Source organism: Bacillus sp. URHA0034 (assembly GCF_056280405.1).
Genome location: NZ_JBWCDK010000002.1, coordinates 3,146,816 through 3,165,126 on the forward strand (window position 1 = coordinate 3,146,816; position 18,311 = coordinate 3,165,126).

Annotated in this window: 18 protein-coding genes; 12 read left to right on the forward strand and 6 right to left on the reverse strand. The window is 43.2% G+C overall.

Annotated features, from left to right (window positions below):
• The first annotated feature begins 5 nt into the window (after positions 1–5).
• The gene (locus ACZ9EE_RS17205) at positions 6–1,217 is read left to right on the forward strand and encodes a PP2C family protein-serine/threonine phosphatase (protein WP_476028882.1); all 1,212 of its coding nucleotides are present in this window, start codon (positions 6–8) and stop codon (positions 1,215–1,217) included.
• Between the two features lie 328 nt (positions 1,218–1,545).
• Here ACZ9EE_RS17205 and ACZ9EE_RS17210 read toward each other — a convergent pair whose 3' ends face one another.
• Both ACZ9EE_RS17210 and ACZ9EE_RS17215 read right to left on the reverse strand, forming a co-directional pair.
• Positions 1,546–2,001, reverse strand: coding sequence for a Dps family protein (locus tag ACZ9EE_RS17210; protein ID WP_476028884.1), 456 nt, complete (start codon positions 1,999–2,001; stop codon positions 1,546–1,548).
• Positions 2,002–2,022: 21 nt separating this feature from the next.
• Positions 2,023–2,262, reverse strand: coding sequence for a hypothetical protein (locus tag ACZ9EE_RS17215; protein ID WP_476028886.1), 240 nt, complete (start codon positions 2,260–2,262; stop codon positions 2,023–2,025).
• Between ACZ9EE_RS17215 and ACZ9EE_RS17220 the strand changes: the two genes are divergently transcribed.
• The 3 genes from ACZ9EE_RS17220 (at position 2,245) to cls (ending at position 7,675) form a co-directional block, all read left to right on the forward strand.
• Entirely contained in the window at positions 2,245–5,007 is a 2,763-nt protein-coding gene (locus tag ACZ9EE_RS17220; RefSeq protein WP_476028888.1) for a CHASE3 domain-containing protein, read from the forward strand. The genes ACZ9EE_RS17215 and ACZ9EE_RS17220 overlap by 18 nt on opposite strands.
• 47 nt (positions 5,008–5,054) lie before the next feature.
• Positions 5,055–5,879 carry a CheR family methyltransferase gene (locus tag ACZ9EE_RS17225; RefSeq protein ID WP_476032990.1) on the forward strand — a complete coding sequence of 275 codons (825 nt, stop codon included), beginning with the start codon at positions 5,055–5,057 and terminating at the stop codon, positions 5,877–5,879.
• Positions 5,880–6,175: 296 nt separating this feature from the next.
• Entirely contained in the window at positions 6,176–7,675 is a 1,500-nt protein-coding gene (cls, locus tag ACZ9EE_RS17230) for a cardiolipin synthase (RefSeq protein WP_476028890.1), read from the forward strand.
• Between the two features lie 146 nt (positions 7,676–7,821).
• Here the strand turns inward: cls and ACZ9EE_RS17235 are convergent, their stop codons facing one another.
• Both ACZ9EE_RS17235 and ACZ9EE_RS17240 read right to left on the reverse strand, forming a co-directional pair.
• Positions 7,822–8,076, reverse strand: a complete 255-nt coding sequence (locus ACZ9EE_RS17235; protein ID WP_476028892.1) for a GlsB/YeaQ/YmgE family stress response membrane protein — start codon at positions 8,074–8,076, stop codon at positions 7,822–7,824.
• 70 nt (positions 8,077–8,146) lie between these two features.
• Positions 8,147–8,494, reverse strand: a complete 348-nt coding sequence (locus tag ACZ9EE_RS17240; protein ID WP_476028894.1) for a hypothetical protein — start codon at positions 8,492–8,494, stop codon at positions 8,147–8,149.
• Positions 8,495–8,639: 145 nt separating this feature from the next.
• Between ACZ9EE_RS17240 and ACZ9EE_RS17245 the strand changes: the two genes are divergently transcribed.
• The 5 genes from ACZ9EE_RS17245 to murA all read left to right on the forward strand — a co-directional run bounded on the left by ACZ9EE_RS17245 (position 8,640) and on the right by murA (position 12,083).
• On the forward strand, positions 8,640–8,966 hold the full coding sequence (locus tag ACZ9EE_RS17245; RefSeq protein WP_476028896.1) for a YflT domain-containing protein: 327 nt from the start codon (positions 8,640–8,642) through the stop codon (positions 8,964–8,966).
• A 67-nt stretch (positions 8,967–9,033) separates the two neighbouring features.
• Entirely contained in the window at positions 9,034–9,213 is a 180-nt protein-coding gene (locus tag ACZ9EE_RS17250) for a hypothetical protein (protein WP_476028898.1), read from the forward strand.
• 182 nt (positions 9,214–9,395) lie between these two features.
• Positions 9,396–9,629, forward strand: coding sequence for a DUF1146 family protein (locus tag ACZ9EE_RS17255; RefSeq protein ID WP_476028899.1), 234 nt, complete (start codon positions 9,396–9,398; stop codon positions 9,627–9,629).
• A 301-nt stretch (positions 9,630–9,930) separates the two neighbouring features.
• Positions 9,931–10,740 (forward strand): YwmB family TATA-box binding protein, encoded by an 810-nt coding sequence (locus tag ACZ9EE_RS17260; RefSeq protein WP_476028900.1) that lies wholly within the window; start codon positions 9,931–9,933, stop codon positions 10,738–10,740.
• Between the two features lie 32 nt (positions 10,741–10,772).
• Positions 10,773–12,083: a UDP-N-acetylglucosamine 1-carboxyvinyltransferase gene (gene murA / locus ACZ9EE_RS17265; RefSeq protein ID WP_476028902.1), complete on the forward strand. Its 1,311-nt coding sequence runs from the start codon at positions 10,773–10,775 to the stop codon at positions 12,081–12,083.
• A 223-nt stretch (positions 12,084–12,306) separates the two neighbouring features.
• Here murA and ACZ9EE_RS17270 read toward each other — a convergent pair whose 3' ends face one another.
• Positions 12,307–12,477 (reverse strand): hypothetical protein, encoded by a 171-nt coding sequence (locus ACZ9EE_RS17270; protein WP_476028904.1) that lies wholly within the window; start codon positions 12,475–12,477, stop codon positions 12,307–12,309.
• Between ACZ9EE_RS17270 and spoIID the strand changes: the two genes are divergently transcribed.
• Entirely contained in the window at positions 12,476–13,516 is a 1,041-nt protein-coding gene (gene spoIID, locus ACZ9EE_RS17275) for a stage II sporulation protein D (protein WP_476028906.1), read from the forward strand. The two genes, ACZ9EE_RS17270 and spoIID, sit on opposite strands and share 2 nt — an antisense overlap.
• 77 nt (positions 13,517–13,593) lie before the next feature.
• On the opposite strand, the gene ACZ9EE_RS17280 is transcribed toward spoIID, so the two are convergent.
• A complete protein-coding gene (locus ACZ9EE_RS17280; protein WP_476028907.1) occupies positions 13,594–14,691 on the reverse strand; it encodes a GerAB/ArcD/ProY family transporter in 1,098 nt (365 codons plus the stop codon).
• Positions 14,692–15,168: 477 nt separating this feature from the next.
• Between ACZ9EE_RS17280 and ACZ9EE_RS17285 the strand changes: the two genes are divergently transcribed.
• On the forward strand, positions 15,169–15,978 hold the full coding sequence (locus ACZ9EE_RS17285; RefSeq protein WP_476028909.1) for a peptidoglycan DD-metalloendopeptidase family protein: 810 nt from the start codon (positions 15,169–15,171) through the stop codon (positions 15,976–15,978).
• A gap of 329 nt (positions 15,979–16,307) precedes the next feature.
• On the forward strand, positions 16,308–18,305 hold the full coding sequence (locus ACZ9EE_RS17290) for a penicillin-binding transpeptidase domain-containing protein (RefSeq protein WP_476028911.1): 1,998 nt from the start codon (positions 16,308–16,310) through the stop codon (positions 18,303–18,305).
• Positions 18,306–18,311 lie beyond the last annotated feature (6 nt).

An 18,311-nucleotide genomic window follows, 5' to 3' on the forward strand; every position in this document is an offset into this window, starting at 1 on the left:
TGTTTATGAATATTGTCATTGTGGATGATAACATAACTAATCTAATGATTATTGAGAAAATCCTGCAGAAGGCGGGCTATGATCAATTAGTGTTGTTGTCATCTGCCAGAGAATTATATGATTATCTGCAGCTTGATGCTTCTGGTTCAGGTACAGACTCTGTGGAAGTTCCTGTTGATTTAATCCTAATGGACTTGATGATGCCTGAGATTGATGGACTAGAAGCCTGCCGGACAATTCTTGCCGATGAGCGGTACGAGGATTTGCCGATTATTATTGTAACGGCAATGGGGGATTCTTATAAGATGGCGGAGGCTATGGATGCCGGCGCGCTAGATTATGTGATGAAACCAATTAATAAAGTCGAGCTGCTGGCACGGATTCGCTCTGTTCTTCGGTTAAAGTATGAAAAGGATTTACGAAAGGAGCGGGATAAACGGATTCAGCATGAGTTGGACCTAGCCAAGCAGGTCCAACTGAGCATGCTAAGTGAGCCGATCCAAAAGGACGATGTGGCTATTTCGGCGGTCTACAGGCCTTCTTTTGAACTCGCAGGAGACCTGTATGCCTGGTATCCAATCAGCCCGGGCCGCTATGGGGTCATTTTGCTTGATATGATGGGCCATGGGATTTCGTCTTCACTCGTTTGTATGTACATATATTCGACATTAAAGGATGCGATTACAGGGATAGGCGATCCTGAAGCCGTAATAATGGAATTAAATCGAAGGATGAATCAGCTCCAGATGCCGGATAGTCTAGAAAACTATTATTTTACGGCGATTTATTTTGTACTAGATACAGCAGAGCAGACGATTGAATACGTAAATGCGGGCCACCCGGCTGGCATTGCCGTTGTTGATGACGAAGTGCAGTTGATGACGAGTGGCTGCTGTCCGCTTGGTTTTTTTGAGGAGATTGAGGTAACCAAAGGGGTTATTCCCTATAAAAAGGGAGCCCGAATTTTGCTGTTTACGGATGGTCTGTCGGAGGGACTTGAAGCGGAATATGAGGCTGCAATCGAAAAATTGATTCACAGTTTAAGTGAGCAGGCGATGGAGGAACCGAAGGAGCTGTTTGAACGGCTGCAGTTGAGTTCTGAGATGCTGCAGGATGCGAAGGATGATATGTGTTTGGTGATGGTTTCAACAAGTGGGGTCGATAGTGCCCGTGGTCGGGAAAAAATGATTCGGACGGGCAAGGTGAGGAAGCGATAGTACCAGTGTAGAGGGGAACATGGTAAGGGTAGGCACTTTCAGAGATTGATAGTGCCGGTGCGCAATAGGAAGAGAATAGGGAGGGTATTCTGAAAGGTTGTTAGTGCCCATGTGTGGGGAAAAAGAGAAGGACGACGGGCTCTATGAGAAGTTGATAGAGCCTATGGGCGTGGAAAAAAGAGTAGGATAGCATTCTGGGAGGTCGATAGAGCCCGTGCCCGTGGGGAAAAAGAGTAAAACGAGCATTACGAAAAATTCCCCCTTGCCCCGGACAAACACCAGCAAAAAAATAAAAGGTGCCAGCATTAAAACTGGCACCCGAATCAGTCTACTCTGCTAGATAAGCCTTGAACATCCAGCCATGCTTCTCCAAGGACGTCCGAATCGCAATAAACATATCCGCCGTCGGCTGATCGTCCTTCTCCTCGGCAACGGTAATCCCTTCAGTAAGTTCACCGCAGACCTTGTCAAAATCATCAGCCAGCGTCTGAACCATCTCCCCTGTGGTTTCATCCCCTGTCGCTTCCTTAATCGACGAAAGCTCTAACTGTTCCTTAAGCGTGGCCGTTGGTGCCTCACCTAGTGACAGCATCCTCTCTGCAATCGTGTCCAGATGCAGCGCGGCCTCCGTGTACAACTCTTGAAATTTAACATGAAGGCTAAAAAAGTTTTCTCCCTTTACATACCAGTGATAATGATGAAGCTTCATATAGAGAACCGAAAAGTTAGCCACTTGCTGGTTGAGAACCTCTGTTACTTGAACCTTTTCTTTTGTTTTCGCCATTTTATCATACCTCCAAATTAGTCATGCTAATAATTGAATACCCGGCAAACACCCAATTGAAACGATAAAAATTTTTAAAAAAAGAGGTTTCAAAAGGCAGAAAAGAGGGTAATAGAAGTAGGATAAATGAACTGGAATTAAAACTATTACTATAGTATCAAAATTATTTAAACCAATGAAACCTGCATTTTCACAGGTTAAAATAAGAGTATATTCATTGAGGGGGCGGTTACCATAAAGGGCTTGAACTTCAACATCCATGCAAAAATTATCGTCGGTTACTTATCGATCTTACTTTGCTTGGTACTGTCACTACTAACAGTAATTAATAGAATGACAGATTTGCAAAAAGAGGTAAACTATGTAGCCAATCACGATATCGAAATACACGATCTGGCCAATCAGATTCAAAAAAATGTGCTCGACATGGAAACGGGCATGAGAGGTTATGTGATAACGGGGGATGAGGAGTATCTGGATCCCTATAATCAAGGAAATCGAAGCTGGCTGGATAATTACAATAATCTCCATTCCCTGCTAGACAGCCGCAGTCAGCAGCGGAATTTGGAAGAAATAAAACCGTTAATCGTTAACTGGATCGAAACTTCCGGTGAATCTGTCATAAATGAAAAAAAGAGCAATAATACACGCCTTTTAAATGAACATTTCGCGGAAAACAAAGGCAAGAAGCTTACGGATCAACTGCGGACGCAGTTTCAATCCTTTCTGGCAACGGAAAAGAAATTGACAACAGGACGCATTAATCAACTTAATGAGCATACGAATAATTTAAAATTAATTTTATATGGAATTATTATTGTAGTATCAGCAGTTACCATTGTCATCTCGGTTGTTCTTTCTAACGCCATCGTTAAAACGATTAAACAGGTAGTAAGAACAATCAAAGATATAACCGAAGAAAATTCAGATGTCGACCTGACCACACGTTTAGAAGTAAAAACAAGAGACGAGACCCGGGAACTTGCTGAGGCAATGAACCACTTGCTTAACAGTCTCGAAAAGCATAACTGGGTGCAAAAAAGTCTAACCGACATTTCCACCTTATATCAAGGGATAACTGATATCAATGAGCTTACCAAGATCTTTATTAGCAAACTTGCTCCATTAGTTGGGGCAGCTTATGGGGTCGTCTATCTACGCCGCGAGCAAGGGGGCGAAGTGGACTTTGTAAAAGTGGCCGGTTATGCCGTCGCCGATGATGACCTCGTCAAGACTAAATTTCGCTTAGGTGAAGGAGTCATTGGTCAAGCGGCCGTTGATAAAAGAATTTTTCTAATCGAACAAATTCCAGATAATCATTTTAAAATAACAACCGGGTTAGGGGCTTCGAACCCGCGTAATCTATTAATTGCCCCGATCTTGTTTGATGATCGAGTAGAAGCAGTCGTCGAGCTGGCGGCACTCGAGCCGTTTCAAGCTCAGCATCTGACCTTACTCGATTTGATCCAAGATAAATTTGGCTCTTCGATTTCAACCGTAAGCGGACGAATGGAAGTAGAAAGGCTCCTGGCGGAATCCCAGGTCCTTACCGAAGAATTACAAGCACAGTCAGAAGAACTACAGGCACAATCGGAAGAATTACAAATGCAGCAAGAACAATTGCGGCTCTCCAATGATTATTTGGAAGAGCAGAAGGAATATGCTGAACAACGTGCCTTCGAACTTAAAAAAGCGAAGGACGAGCTAGAAGATTATTCATTGAAATTAAAAATGAGTTCACAATACAAAACCGATTTCCTTTCGAACATGTCACATGAGCTGCGCACACCATTAAACAGTATTCTGATCCTGTCGCAAATGCTGATGGAAAATAATACAGAAATGGACCATACGGAAGTGGCCGAATACGCGAAGGTTGTGAATACCTCTGGCGCTGACTTGCTGCGGCTGATTGATGATATCCTTGATTTATCGAAAATCGAAGCAGGAAAAATTGAAATTTTAACAGATGAAGTTAATGTCACTGAGATTCCGCAGACGATGCGCAATCTATTCAACCCGATGGCAGCGAAAAAGAATCTACAGTTCGACATCAAAATGGATCCTAATATACCACCCGTTATCTCAACGGACGGGCAAAGATTGCAGCAAATATTGAAGAACCTTTTATCGAATGCCTTTAAATTTACGGAACAGGGCAGCGTCACGCTGCAAATTGAGCTGGCCCCTCCTGAAAAAGCAGGCAAATTACTCAATAAACAAACGCGCGAACCTGTCCTTGCCATCTCTGTAACAGATACAGGAATTGGCATTCCACAGGAAAAGCAGCAAATCATTTTTGATGCCTTCCAACAAGTGGACGGGACGACAAATCGGCAATATGGCGGTACGGGTCTTGGCTTATCGATTTGCCGTGAATTTACTCGATTGCTTGGCGGCACACTTGAGGTTCAAAGCGAGCCGGAAAAAGGCAGCACGTTTACTTTGTTTATACCGAGCCGATTGGAAGCAGAAGAATATATCGCGACCGATATGCAGTTGGCGATAGAGGAAGCTGCAACGGCTAGTGAAATCGAATTATCGGAGGAATCGGCATGGGTAAGTGAAGATCAACAACCTGCCCTAGCCGAAGAAGAATGTCCCGATGAGCATTTATTTAAAGGGAAAAGAGTCCTGCTAGTTGAAGATGACGGCCGCAATGTGTTTGCACTGGTTACCGCCTTAGAGCGGAAGGGTGTGAACGTACAGGTGGCTGAACACGGAAAGCAGGCGTTAGAAATGCTGCAGGAACGCGGCCGCTTTGACCTTGTTTTTATGGACATCATGATGCCGGTCATGGGTGGCTATGAGGCAATGAAAATCATCCGGGAAGACCTGGGAATGCACAATCTGCCGATTATCGCATTGACCGCGAAGGCCATGAAAGGCGAACGGGACAAGTGTATGGAGGCCGGTGCCTCTGATTATATTATGAAACCATTGAATATCGATCAGCTATTCTCGTTAATGCGGGTATGGCTGACAGAGCAGGTGAACCAAGATTGAACGACAACAAGACGCCTGAATTATGGATAGACACAGAAGATACAGAAATGAACGAATTGCAGGAAGTGGAAATCAATTTGCTGCTAGAAGGACTTTTTCAAATGTATGGATACGACTTCAGAGGATATGTGCGTGCTTCATTAAGAAGAAGGATTTTAAACCGGATGAAAACAGAGCGGTTACCAACGATTACCGCCCTCTTGGAAAAAGTACTGCACGAGAAAGGGTATTTGGAGCGATTGTTAAATGACTTGTCGATTCGGATGACAGAAATGTACCGCGACCCCAGTTTCTTTGCGGCCTTTCGCAGCCAAGTCGTACCGCTCCTGAGAGACCTTCCTGAGATTCGGATCTGGCACGCCGGGTGTGCGACAGGTGAGGAAGTTTACTCGATGGCGATCTTGATGATGGAGGAAGGTCTCGCCAAAAAGACGAAAATCTATGCGACTGATATGAATGAAAAGGCACTTCTTGCTGCCCAAAAGGGGGCCTTCCCCTTGAAGAAAATGCAGCAATATACAAAAAACTACCTGAAAGCAGGTGGGAAGATGGCCTTTTCTGAATATTATACGACCGACCATCAATTTGCCTATTTCAATCCTACTTTCGAGGAGAACTTATTTTTCGCACAGCATAACCTGGTGACGGACGGCTCCTTTAATGAATTTCACGTGATTTTATGCCGGAATGTGATGATTTATTTTGATAATGAGCTGCAGCAGCAGGTACATCATTTGATTCATAGCAGTTTGGCTGACGGAGGCTTTGTCGGTTTTGGCAGTAAAGAGTCGCTTTTGTTTGTTCCTAAGAGTCTGAAATATGAGGAATTTAACTCTCAGGAAAAGATTTATCGAAAGGCCGGGAATCGGTGATATCATTGAGGTTTTCGCTGATACGTGGCGGAAAATCGCTGATATCGGGTGAAAACCGCGATATCGGGTGAAAATCGCTGATATCGTGTGAAAACCCGCTGATATCGTGTGAGAAATCGCCGATATCGGGTGAAAAATCGCCGATATCAAGTAGAAAACCGCTGATATCTCAATTTCTCACCCGCCAACCCATTAAAAAAAAAACGTTTGGAGCCTGCCCGATTATGGGTGAGGCTCCTTTTGTTTGATATACAAATAGAAAGGGTATTTCATAGTAAAAAAGGGTGAATACCGTCATGAAAAGAAAACGCTTTGAATGGCTTTTTGCTGCGCTGATGATCGTTTGTAGTTATATGGTCATATTTATGGAAGTACCGGTATGGTGGAAGGCGCTGTGTATGACCCTTTACGCTGTCATCATTATCAACACGGTCCTGGCCCTTTGGCTTGAGAACCGCCCCGCTCAAACCACCCTGTTATGGACCTACATATTAATCTTGCTGCCGGTTCTCGGCTATATTTTTTACATTTATTCTGGTCAATTACTGGTCAAAGGGGAGTTGTTTAAAAGTAAGCGGATAAGTGATCGTGAGCTATTTGAAGCGCTTGATAAAAAGCAAAAGAAGCTCGACCTATCAAACTTGAATGACCACCAGCGTTCGTTTGCCAGCTATTTGGAGAAGGTAACGTTAACCGACCAAAACCAGAACACCAAAACCAAAATATTACGTAATGGTAATGATACCTTTGAAGAAATTAAACGGCAGCTAAGAAAAGCGCGCAATTTTATTCACCTTGAATATTACATCTTTCGCTATGACCGCCTAGGCCAAGAATTGATCGATATTTTAAAAGCGAAGGTGAAGGAAGGTGTCGAGGTGCGGCTCCTGTTCGATGCGGCCGGCAGTTTCTCCCTTTCAAAGAAGGCAATGAAGAAAATGTTGGAGGCTGGCATCAACGTCCGGCCTTTTTTACCTTTAAATAGAGGCTGGTATAATCAAAAGTTTAACTTCCGGAATCATCGTAAAATCATTGTCATTGATGGAAAGGTCGGCTTTTCCGGCGGATTAAACGTTGGGGTTGAATACCTCGGCGAAGACGACCACTTCGGTTTTTGGTGTGACAGCCATGTCGTGCTCGAAGGGGAAGCGGTTCAAACGCTTCATGCGGTGTTTCTGCTTGATTGGAAGTACGCCACTGGCGAAATCCTTTTTGAAAATGACCGCTATCTGCGGCCCGTACCTGTAGCGGGTGACGGCTTGGTCCATGTCGTTGCAACAGGTCCGGAAACACGGGATATGAGTGACCACTACTACGCGATGATCACCTGCGCCACAAAATCAATCTGGATCGCCACCCCGTACTTCATTCCCAACCAGGCCATCCAAACAGCACTCAGAATCGCTGCCCAAAACAACATCCAGGTGCGCTTAATGGTGCCTGACACCAATGATGGTTTCCTGACCCAATATGCGACGCAATCGTATTTTCCGGAACTATTAAGGGCAGGGATTGAGATTTATTCGTACCAAAAGGGCTTTTTACATAAAAAAGTGATCATTGTCGATGGGGATCTTGCTTCGATTGGCACTGCGAATGTCGATATGCGCAGCTTTCATTTGAATTTTGAGGTGAATTTGTTTTTAACCGGGACGGACTCGATTAATGATCTCATTGTTCATTATGAAGAGGATCTAAAGGATTGCCGCCGCATCCGGCCCGTCGAGTTTTATAAAAGAGGCCTGGAGGTAAAATGGAAAGAATCGTTTGCCAGGTTGTTTTCCGGGGTCCTATAGAGGTATACGCTGCGGCCTGGGTGGCTGCTGGCTGCGGCGGGTACCTCTTTTTATGGAGTGAATTCATTGCCTCGCCAAAGTGAGCAGGGGATTTCTCCGCAACATAAAAAGACTGCCGGTAAGGCAGTCTCGACTAAATCTTTTGATTATGCAGTTTTTCTTCTACCTTTTAGGATGAGACTTAATACAAACACCAGGATAATCGCTCCGATTAGTGCTGGGAGGATAAAGAATCCACCGATTTCTGGTCCCCATCCACCTAAGATTAATGAACCAAGCCATGCACCGATAAAACCTGCAATAATATTTCCGATAATACCGCCTGGAATGTCACGTCCTAGAATGAGTCCAGCTAACCAACCAATGATACCTCCAATAATTAATGACCAAATAAATCCCATGAGAATGTCTCCTTTCTATTTTTCATTTTGTTATGCTTATTAAATACCCGTACTCGGAGCACTTAAACATTTAAAAACTAAACTTATTTTGATTTTGCTTAATTCGCTCCTTGAGACGGAGCTGCGGGTCCTGCAAGGCAGTGTCTAAAAAATGATAGCAAAGCTTTAATTCAAACGATCGCTTTTTAAAGCCTTCTTCATCCCGTTCATCCAGGCATTTGTCCACTTCCCGTTTCAATAAACTGATCTTAGAAATGATCTCAGCACGGCGTCGTTGGTTTTCTTTCCATTTTTGTGAGGATTCCAATTGATAGTCACTTAGCTTCGTTAGTCTCCGGCCACATTTGCACAATGTTTCACCTACATTTAACACTTCAAACTCCGCGTTCCCGCAATTTCTACAGATTAATTTCTTCATATATACACCTCCAGTAGTCATAGGTGTTTTCTATATACCCAAGTTGAAGTTGTTTCCAAACTTAATAGATTTTTAGAAAAGTAGGTTTTATTTCATTTGGAGCCGGTTATATACGTAACAGAAGTTGAAAAAAGGAGGAAGCGAAATGGAAACAGTTAGAATCGTTGAAAATGGTGTACAGGCGAAACAGGAAATTGAGCAGTTAATCATGCAGGGTTATTCAAAGGATGAAATCTACTTATTAGCCCACGACAAAAACCGCTCTGAGGACCTAACCGATTCATTAGATGTTAACGATATTAGTGTTCAAGAACAGGGTGTATTCGATTCTATTGCCAATGTATTCCGAACTCGCGGAGACGAACTTCGCTCTAAATTAGTGTCATTGGGCGTATCAAGTAATGATGCGGAACGATATGAAGAAGAATTGGACCATGGTAAGGTCATCGTTGTGGCAGCAAAATCAGCTTAACCATATATAAAATATCGATAGGAAGCGGCTGTTTCCTATCGATTAAAAAAATAATGAGGTGAAGAGGATGAAATTTTCAAAACAAAGTTTAGATACATTATTAGGTGTTCACCGGATTGTAAGACATAGAAGAAGTAAAAGACGCAGCTTAGAGGAATATTTTGAAAATCCGATTATCCATAAGGAGATCCAAGGGGACAGAGTGTTTGTTCCATTAAATATCGACCGGGTGTGGAATGAGATATAATTTCGGGTTGCCTGCTTAAACATGAATTTCTCAGGAGGAATTTTGTTTAGGCAGGCAATTTATATGTAAACCCTTCCTATATTTTGAATAATCCAAAAATATCCAAAACATGAATCTTTTCTGACTTTCATTCGTCTATATGATAGAATATTGGTTGGGCCTGAAAAAGGGAGGGCAAATGGATGGAGGACTTTGGGCAAATAGCGTTAGTGAGTATCCTGTCACATATCGTCTTTATTGCATTAGCCTGGTATGCGCTGCAGGCAATCCGGTTAGAAAAGCTGTTGAGACCAAACCATGTGTTCCAGGCACGATTACTATACATATTGTTAGCCATCATGATCGGTTCATCTGTTAGTAACTTTTTCCTTGATTATCTTCAATGGTCTAAACAACTGCCATTATTGCTGCCATAACGGACGATAATTGGAAGCATGGGGACGGTTCTCCTGCTTCCAACAGGAAGCACAAGAACCGTCCCCATGCTTCCCATGCTTCATCCTGACGAATGAAATTGGAAAAATTTTAGGTCTTCTTTCGTGTTCCCAAACCACAATATTTTGAGTACAATCGAGTTTATGTGGAAAGCTAAGGATGTCCCAAATTTGGAAGGTATGAAATGATTGAATGAGCTCATTTTTGTCATAAAGTGACGACATTTCCCACGTATTGCTCTCAGACTGCCTGGCAACAATGGTAGTGAGGGGGAGTGGAGAAATGAAGAGACATGTTAAGAATTTTATATATATGATTTTAATTGTCAGTTTGATCCTTGTTATGATGGGAAACAAAACAACTGAAGCCATGAGCAGCTTGTTAAAGGCAGAAAAGCAGGCGGGCAGCGACTCGTTGATTTTGCCAAAAGGCGCCGATGATTTAGCGAAAATAGGCTCTATTTTGCAGGCCGAACATATTTTGCCCGATTATTGGTCTTTTTATGCACGTGAGCATGTGACCAGCATGAAAAGTGTAGAAGAAGTGCAGAATTATGCGAAAAAGCTTCAGCAGAAGTTTCCGGATTGGAAATGGTCTGTAACCAACACCAGCCAGAAGTGGCAAGTGACAGCAGTATCTCCAACATCAAAACACCACCAAGAAATGCTTCAATTGATGGCAACCCACACAAAACAACCTGTAGATGCGTATATAGTATATAGTGTTCGTGGAAGTGAGTGGAACAAGGCGACTGAGAGCTTTTTCACTACCAAAGAGTTCCGAAATAGGCTATCTGACATATTTCGGGGCAAACCTACAGTTTTCTCTTGTATGAAAGGCGTTTTCAGTGATAAGATTGATACGGCTTTGGCAAAGAAGGCTGGCAGGGTGATGTCAGGTTTTAATGCAAAAGAGATCGAAGCGTTAAAAGAGGAGAATTTCATGTCTGTTTCGGCATCATCGCCAATGTTTACAGGCTCCATAGATCACAAATTGAATAACATGAATTTACAAATTGGCTTACGCTCCGAAGGATTGGGCGCGAAGACTACCATAGTAGTTGGAACCCCTATCATAACGATTGAATATTAATATAGAGAAAATGGACGCGGAGGGGAATACTCTTGGAAAAGATCATCGTCCGCGGCGGACAAAGGTTGTCTGGTACGGTTAAAGTTGAAGGTGCAAAAAATGCCGTGCTGCCTGTGCTCGCTGCAACATTATTAGCAAGTGATGGAAAAAGTGTGATACGTGATGTACCTACACTCTCCGATGTATACACAATTAATGAAGTGATTCGCAACTTAAACGCTGAAGTGGCTTTTGACAATAATACAGTTGTTGTTGATGCATCTAGAGTGTTAAAAGAAGAGGCGCCGTTTGAATACGTACGAAAAATGCGTGCGTCTGTCCTCGTTATGGGATCGTTATTAGCTCGAAATGGCAGAGCCCGGGTCGCGTTACCTGGTGGCTGTGCGATTGGATCCCGTCCTATTGACCAGCACTTAAAAGGATTTGAAGCAATGGGTGCGAAGGTAAAAGTAGGAAATGGCTTTATTGAAGCGGAGGTAGACGGCCGCTTAAAAGGTGCAAAGATTTATTTGGATTTCCCAAGTGTAGGGGCAACAGAAAATATCATGATGGCTGCGACTCTAGCACAGGGTACAACCATTATTGAAAATGTTGCGAAAGAACCTGAGATTGTCGATTTAGCTAATTTCTTGAACAAAATGGGCGCTAGCGTCAAGGGTGCCGGCACTGGTACGTTACGTATTGAGGGCGTTGATGTATTATTTGGCGCTGATCATGCGATTATTCCTGACCGGATTGAAGCGGGTACGTTTATGGTAGCAGCTGCGATTACGGGTGGAGATGTATTGGTAAGGGGTGCAGTCCCTGAACACTTATCTTCTTTGATTGCGAAAATGGAAGAAATGGGCGTTGAGATTCATGAGGAAGAAGATGGTGTACGTGTCATCGGTCCTGATCGTCTGAAGGCAGTTGATATTAAAACAATGCCGCACCCAGGATTCCCAACAGATATGCAGTCACAAATGATGGCGTTATTGCTTCGTGCAGAAGGTACTTCCATGATTACTGAAACCGTGTTTGAGAACCGTTTTATGCACGTGGAAGAATTCCGCCGCATGAATGCAGATATCAAGATTGAAGGCCGTTCTGTTATTTTAAATGGTCCTTCTAATTTGCAGGGTGCTGAAGTGTCTGCAACTGACCTTCGTGCCGCAGCAGCGTTGATTCTGACTGGTTTGGTATCTGAAGGCATGACACGCGTGACTGAGTTGAAACACTTAGACCGCGGTTATGTAGACTTCCACGGCAAGTTGGCTGGATTAGGCGCAGATATCGAACGTATTACAGAAGCTGACGAAACGTTTGTCGAAACAAAGAAATATGTTTCTGATATGAACGCTTAAAGTTTTTCAAATAAGATGAAATAATAGTGAAAGAATCCCTTAGTAGACAGTCGTCTGATATCCGACGGCTGTGTTACTAAGGGATTCTTTTGTTTATGTGAAAGTTGATGGTGACAGGCACCGTTTCTTTGGTGGGGCACTTATTTATAGTGTTTACGGTCGAATTGGTGCCTGTCACCGTATCTCCGCTATCTACTTTGGTTACAGGTAAATCCACGGTGGGTCACTTAATCATAGTGTTTATAACCATATGGGTGCCTGTCACCATTTCCATCACATTTACTGCTAAAATATCTGTAATAAATGCTTGTCCGCCTCCATATGTATGTAATTGAGACGCAATCCGGCAGGTTTGTGCTGGCTCGAGAATTTTACAAACTGGAGGCACTATCATGAACAAAATCAAACCACTCATCGTACTAGCATCACTCCTCATTGCCTTAACCATCATTATTCCCTCTGTTCTAGTATTACCATTTTCAGGGGAGCACAACTCGAGCGGAAAGCTCGGGGAAGACTTAACCAAGGCCTCCGCCAAGGGAACACCGACAACCTCTAGCATAGACGCTGATACGGCTGTAACGGTATCTGTTTACCGCTCAGCTAAAAAGGTAATTGAAAAAGTTCCTTTTGAAGATTATCTGATTGGGGTTGTGGCGGCGGAAATGCCGGCAGAATTTAAGGAAGAAGCACTCAAGGCTCAGGCATTAGCGGCACGAACATATATCGTAAACAGATTGGTAAATAAGGATACGATGGGGGTACCAAAGGGTGCACAGGTAACCGATACGCAAATCCACCAGGTCTATATGAATGATGCTGAAATGAGACGCGACTGGGGTCAGGATTATGCATGGAAAAAGAAAAAGGTCGTCGAAGCCGTTCGTTCGACGGGCGGCCAAATTTTAACTTATTCCGGAAAACCGATCGACGCTCTGTTCTTTTCCACAGGAAATGGCTATACCGAAGATTCAGAGGACTACTGGGCTGGCAGTTTTCCCTATCTACGAAGTGTCCCGAGTCCATGGGATAAAGAGTCACCGAAGTTTTCCAATCAAAAGGTGCTAACGGTGAGAGCGTTTGAAGCAAAGCTGGGTGTGAAGATTGGCTCAAGTTCGACAATCGGAAAAATTGTCGCCCGTACCACTGGAAAAAGGGTGGCGAAAGTCGACTTTAATGGCAAGGTGCTGACCGGAAGGGATATCCGGGAAAAATTAGACCTGAAGTCGTCCGATTTTTCATGGCAGCGTAAAGGCAATAATATTGTGATTACCACGAAAGGCTTTGGCCACGGCGTTGGCATGAGTCAATACGGGGCGAACGGTATGGCCGAAGAAGGGTCTGATTATCAGGCGATTGTGAAGCATTATTATAAAGGGGTAGAGGTCACTTCAGCAGAGAGTATGCTGTCTACCTTGACCGCACAAAAATAAATAAGTCAGGCGGGGCGCCTGGCTTATTTATTTTTGTCTAGGAACAAAGCTGAGTACCTGAATAATGAAATGACCTGTCATTTACGGTTTTTTAAACCTTTTACAAAAGCAATTATTAACAGGATCACTGGAATAATCATCTGAAAAGGCAGGTGTAAAAGATAGGGGATAGTCACTGTGCCTTCTTGTATATGCTCTGAATAATTGGAAGCAATGGTCATCGAACCGATTATGATGACAACCCCTAGTGGAAAAATAAGCATCGAATGGTCTTTAAGTTTAAAAAGGTCGGCTGCTCCAATAACAGCAACATAATAATAAACACATAATTTAAAAAAACCTGCTATAATCAAATAAAGAATAAAGAAAATATCCAAGCGTTGGAGAAAAGCTGTGAGTTGAATTTTTCTAATCGTGTTATAGAGCGGAAAAGGGGATCGTAAAAAAAGTTCCACCCCTAACACAGCAATATTGATGACGGATGTAATCGTGATGTTAATACCGCTTAAAATCATTCCACCCAAACAAACCTTTAATACTCTCTTTTTGTTATTTAAATAAGGCAGCAGCATCGTAAGGACGATCATTTCGCCGAAAGGAAAATTAATAGTATGCTTTAAAACCGTTTTTAAAACAGGACTCCAGCCATTTTCAAGAATTGGTTTTAGGTTTTCTAGATGTAAGATATCCGTAAATAAAATCGTAAAGAAACCTGCAATCGCTAATAAATAAACACCGATAAAACTTATCTCGCCAACCCTTGCAATTACCTCAAAACCCTTATAAATCCCGTACATAACCGTAACAATCATAAAAAAATTCAGTATGATCAAGGGTGTGTTTGTGTAAATTGTCGTCACTAACAGCTCCCCGATATCCCTTAAAATTCTCGAGCTCTGATATAAAAAATAAGAAATGTAAAAAAAGGCAATAAGACCGCCTAACCATTTCCCGAGGATTTTTTGCACATAACTAGTTAACGGGATTTCAGGATAGTAGGTAAAGAGACGATAATAGACCAAAAAGAGTAATAAACCCCCTGCCAGCCCTAGTAGATTTGCGATCCAGGCATCCTGTTTGGCCGTTGCTCCCGGGCCAAACAAAACGGCGGTACCTAATTCAAATAAAACAATCAGGATAAACAATTGGTATGAATTGATTTGGAGCTTCTGCATAGGTTCATTCCTTCTCCCCTAAAAACATTGTTTCCAGGAAACTTCTTCATTTACAGTAAGCAGTGAAAATACATCTATAATATGATTACCTATTTTTAACATTCTAATATTTTTTTTTGAGCGATCCGGCAGCTGTAAGATTGTATGTATATTCCAAAAAATTCTACTAAACGCACAGGGATAAATAACCCGCCATTAGAACTTATCTGACGGTTCATAAGGACAATTGCATAACAAAAGAGCTTAGTCCACAACAAGCTCTCTAAAGCTCCCGAACACGCCCCAGCACCCGCCAAACTTCCCTTTAACCATTGCCCCATGCCTTAATTAAAAGCATAACAAGCTCACCTCGAAAAATTTTTAAAAAAAGAATGCATAAAATCATTCCTACTGTCGAAAAATAAGTTTTAAAAATTTTTTTGCCCTCGTGTATATAATTCTACTTATCTGTTCAGAATGATTGCTGAGGTGATGAAAATGAGAGAGGAAGAAAACAAACGATCTTCTCAAAGTTCCAGTGTAAAACGCTTTTTCAAAAAGCGTTGGGTATTTCCAGCCATTTATATCGCAAGTGCAGCAATCATTTTAACCGGAGTTCTATGGTATCAATCATCAAGCAGCAACACTAATAAGTATGATTACAAGGCCACTGACCTTTCCGGTAAAAAGAACAATGCTCCAGCAGTTGAAGTAAACAAATCAATCGAAAACTTCAAAATGCCAGTAGCAAACGCTGATGATGCTGTCGTCAAAACAAAATTCTATGATTTCCAAGGCAAAGCAGCGGACCAGGAATCAGCCTTAGTATTCTACAATAATAGGTATGAGCCAAACATGGGAATCGACATTACTGAGAAAAACGGCGAAAGCTTTGATGTTACTGCATCACTTAGCGGAACCGTTACACGTGTCGAAGAAGATGCAACACTAGGAAATGTGATTGAAATCGATCATGAGAATGGCGTTGTTACACAATACCAATCTGTTAAAGACATAAAAGTGAAGGTTGGCGACCAAGTAAAACAAGATCAAGTTATTGCCAAGGCTGGACAAAGCTTGTTCAACGAAAAAGCTGGAACCCATGTACATTTTGAAATCCGTAAAGACGGTGTAGCAGTAAACCCAACAAACTACTTTGAAAAATCGTTGAGCACACTGCAAGAAGACACCCTTACGAACGATAGTAAAGAATCATCAAAAACTCCGGACGTAAAACAAGACCAACAAAAAATTGAAGATCCGGCTACTGATGACTCAACAAACTCTAAAGATAACAGCAACTCATAATAAGCAACTAAGGGGAAGGGGAATAAACACTTTCCTCTTTTTTTTGTTTGGAGAGGGAGCACGGGGACGGTTCTCATGCTTCCGAAGCATGAGAACCGTCCCCGTGCTCATTGGGCAAAAAAAAAATCCGCCATGAAGGCCGGATTATCAAAGGGGGTTTGAATAAGTGTGAATAAACATAGTATAGCGTCTAGTTATGAACAAACTATTAAGAAACGATTAATATTTTCTTAAAAAGGAACCCCTTTTGTGAGCTTTGATGCAAATCCAGATTTGACCATTTCCACACCCTAGTATGTTAGAATGGAAATAAAAGGAGGGATTTGGTTTTGAAAAAATTACTAGGGATTCTGCTCCTGCTGGTGATCACCGTGATTGCCGGCTGCAGCAAGGAACCCACTCCAGAACAACGATTCTCCGATTACATAGCTTTATGGAACCAGCAAAAATTTTCAAAAATGTATGATTATCTTTCTAGTGATGCAAAAAAGAATATCAGCAAAGAACAATTCATATCTCGCTACGAAAAACTCTACGATGATTTGCAGATTAAGGACCTCAAAATCGACTTCAAAAAGCCGAAAAAGGATCAGGAAGATAAAGAACCAGTCCAATATTCTTTTACCGCCAGCATGAATAGTATTGCTGGGCCGATAAAATATAGCCAGCAAGCTAGATTACAAGAAGAAGAAAGAGACAATAACAAGAACTGGTATGTAGACTGGAATACTGAGTTCATTTTTAAAGGATTAAAAGAAGGCGATAAGATAAGCATGAGTACGTCGGCACCGAAGCGCGGGGAGATTCTCGACCGTAACGGCTCGGGTCTGGCAGTAAATGGCCAGGTATATGAGATCGGCGTCGTGGCGGGGAAGCTGGACGATGCGATTCTTTCGCAATTGGCGCCGCTCTTAAAGATGACAAAGGAGCAGATTAACAATTTGCTTAGTGCCAGCTGGGTGCAGCCAGGACAGTTTGTGCCGCTCGCGAAGGTGTCAATGGACGACCAAAAGCGAATTGCACAGTTGATTGCACTCGAGCCGGTAAAGACACGGAAAGTGGAAGCACGGGTTTATCCTTATGGAGCGGCCGCAGCACAGCTTGTTGGCTATGTCGGGGCAATTACTGCCGATGATCTGGCAAAGCTGAAGGACAAGGGTTACACGAGTGGTGATGTGATTGGCAAGCGCGGCCTTGAGCAGGTGCTGGATGAGCGCTTACGGGGCACAAGAGGTGTAAAGATTGTCATTAAAAAGAAGGCGGCCGGGAGCGCGGATGTGGTCCTTGCCGAGAAGCCGGTTGTCGATGGCCAGGATGTTAAGCTGACGATCGATGCGGAGTTACAAAAGACGGTGTTTACTGAAATTGACGGGGAAGCCGGAACAGCAGCAGCGATGAACCCGGTGACTGGAGAAACGCTGGCGCTTGTCAGCAGCCCATCGTTTGACCCGAATCAGGTCATGCTTGGTATGGCTGCTGAAGAGTGGCAGGCACTGCAGAAGAACCCTAAGCAGCCGCTGACGACTCGTTTTAAGCAAGCCTATGCGCCTGGCTCGGTGATGAAAGCATTAACGGCAGCGGTCGGCCTGGAGACCGGCTCGATTGTGCCAGGTCAAGCAGTGCCGATTTTAGGAGCGAAATGGCAAAAGGATCAGTCATGGGGCAAATATTTTGTGACGAGGGTTCATGCCGGGACAGAGCCGGTGAATTTGGAAAGAGCGCTCGTTTATTCCGATAATATTTATTTTGCTCAGGCTGCATTGAAGATAGGGAAAGATAAGTTTGTTGAAGGGCTGAAGAAATTTGGCTTTGAAGAAGAGTTAGGCTATCCGTTCCCGCTTGAGAAATCGGTAACGGGCACACTCGGCAATGATATTTCGCTCGCAGACTCAGGTTATGGTCAGGGTCAGGTGCAGATGAGCATTGTTCATTTATTGGCCTCATATACGCCGTTTGCCAATGGTAACGGAAATGTGATCAAACCGGTTCTGCTGTCGGATGAGCAGCAGGGGCAGGTTTGGAAGGAGGCTGCGGTCTCAGCTGAGAATGCTAAGTTGATTTCGGCGGATTTGCGCAAGGTTGTGAGTGATCCTGGCGGGACGGCACGTGCAGCTGAGATCCCAGGGTATCCATTGGCAGGCAAAACGGGGACAGCTGAGATTAAGCAGAAGCAAGGGGTAACTGGCACGGAAAATGGCTGGTTTATTGCTTATAACCCGGATAATCCGAGCTTGATGGTGGCAATGATGGTGGAAAATGTCCAAGGCAGGGGCGGATCGCTGATACCGGTGAACAAAGTGAAAAATGTGTTTATGAAATGGAAATAAGCGTGA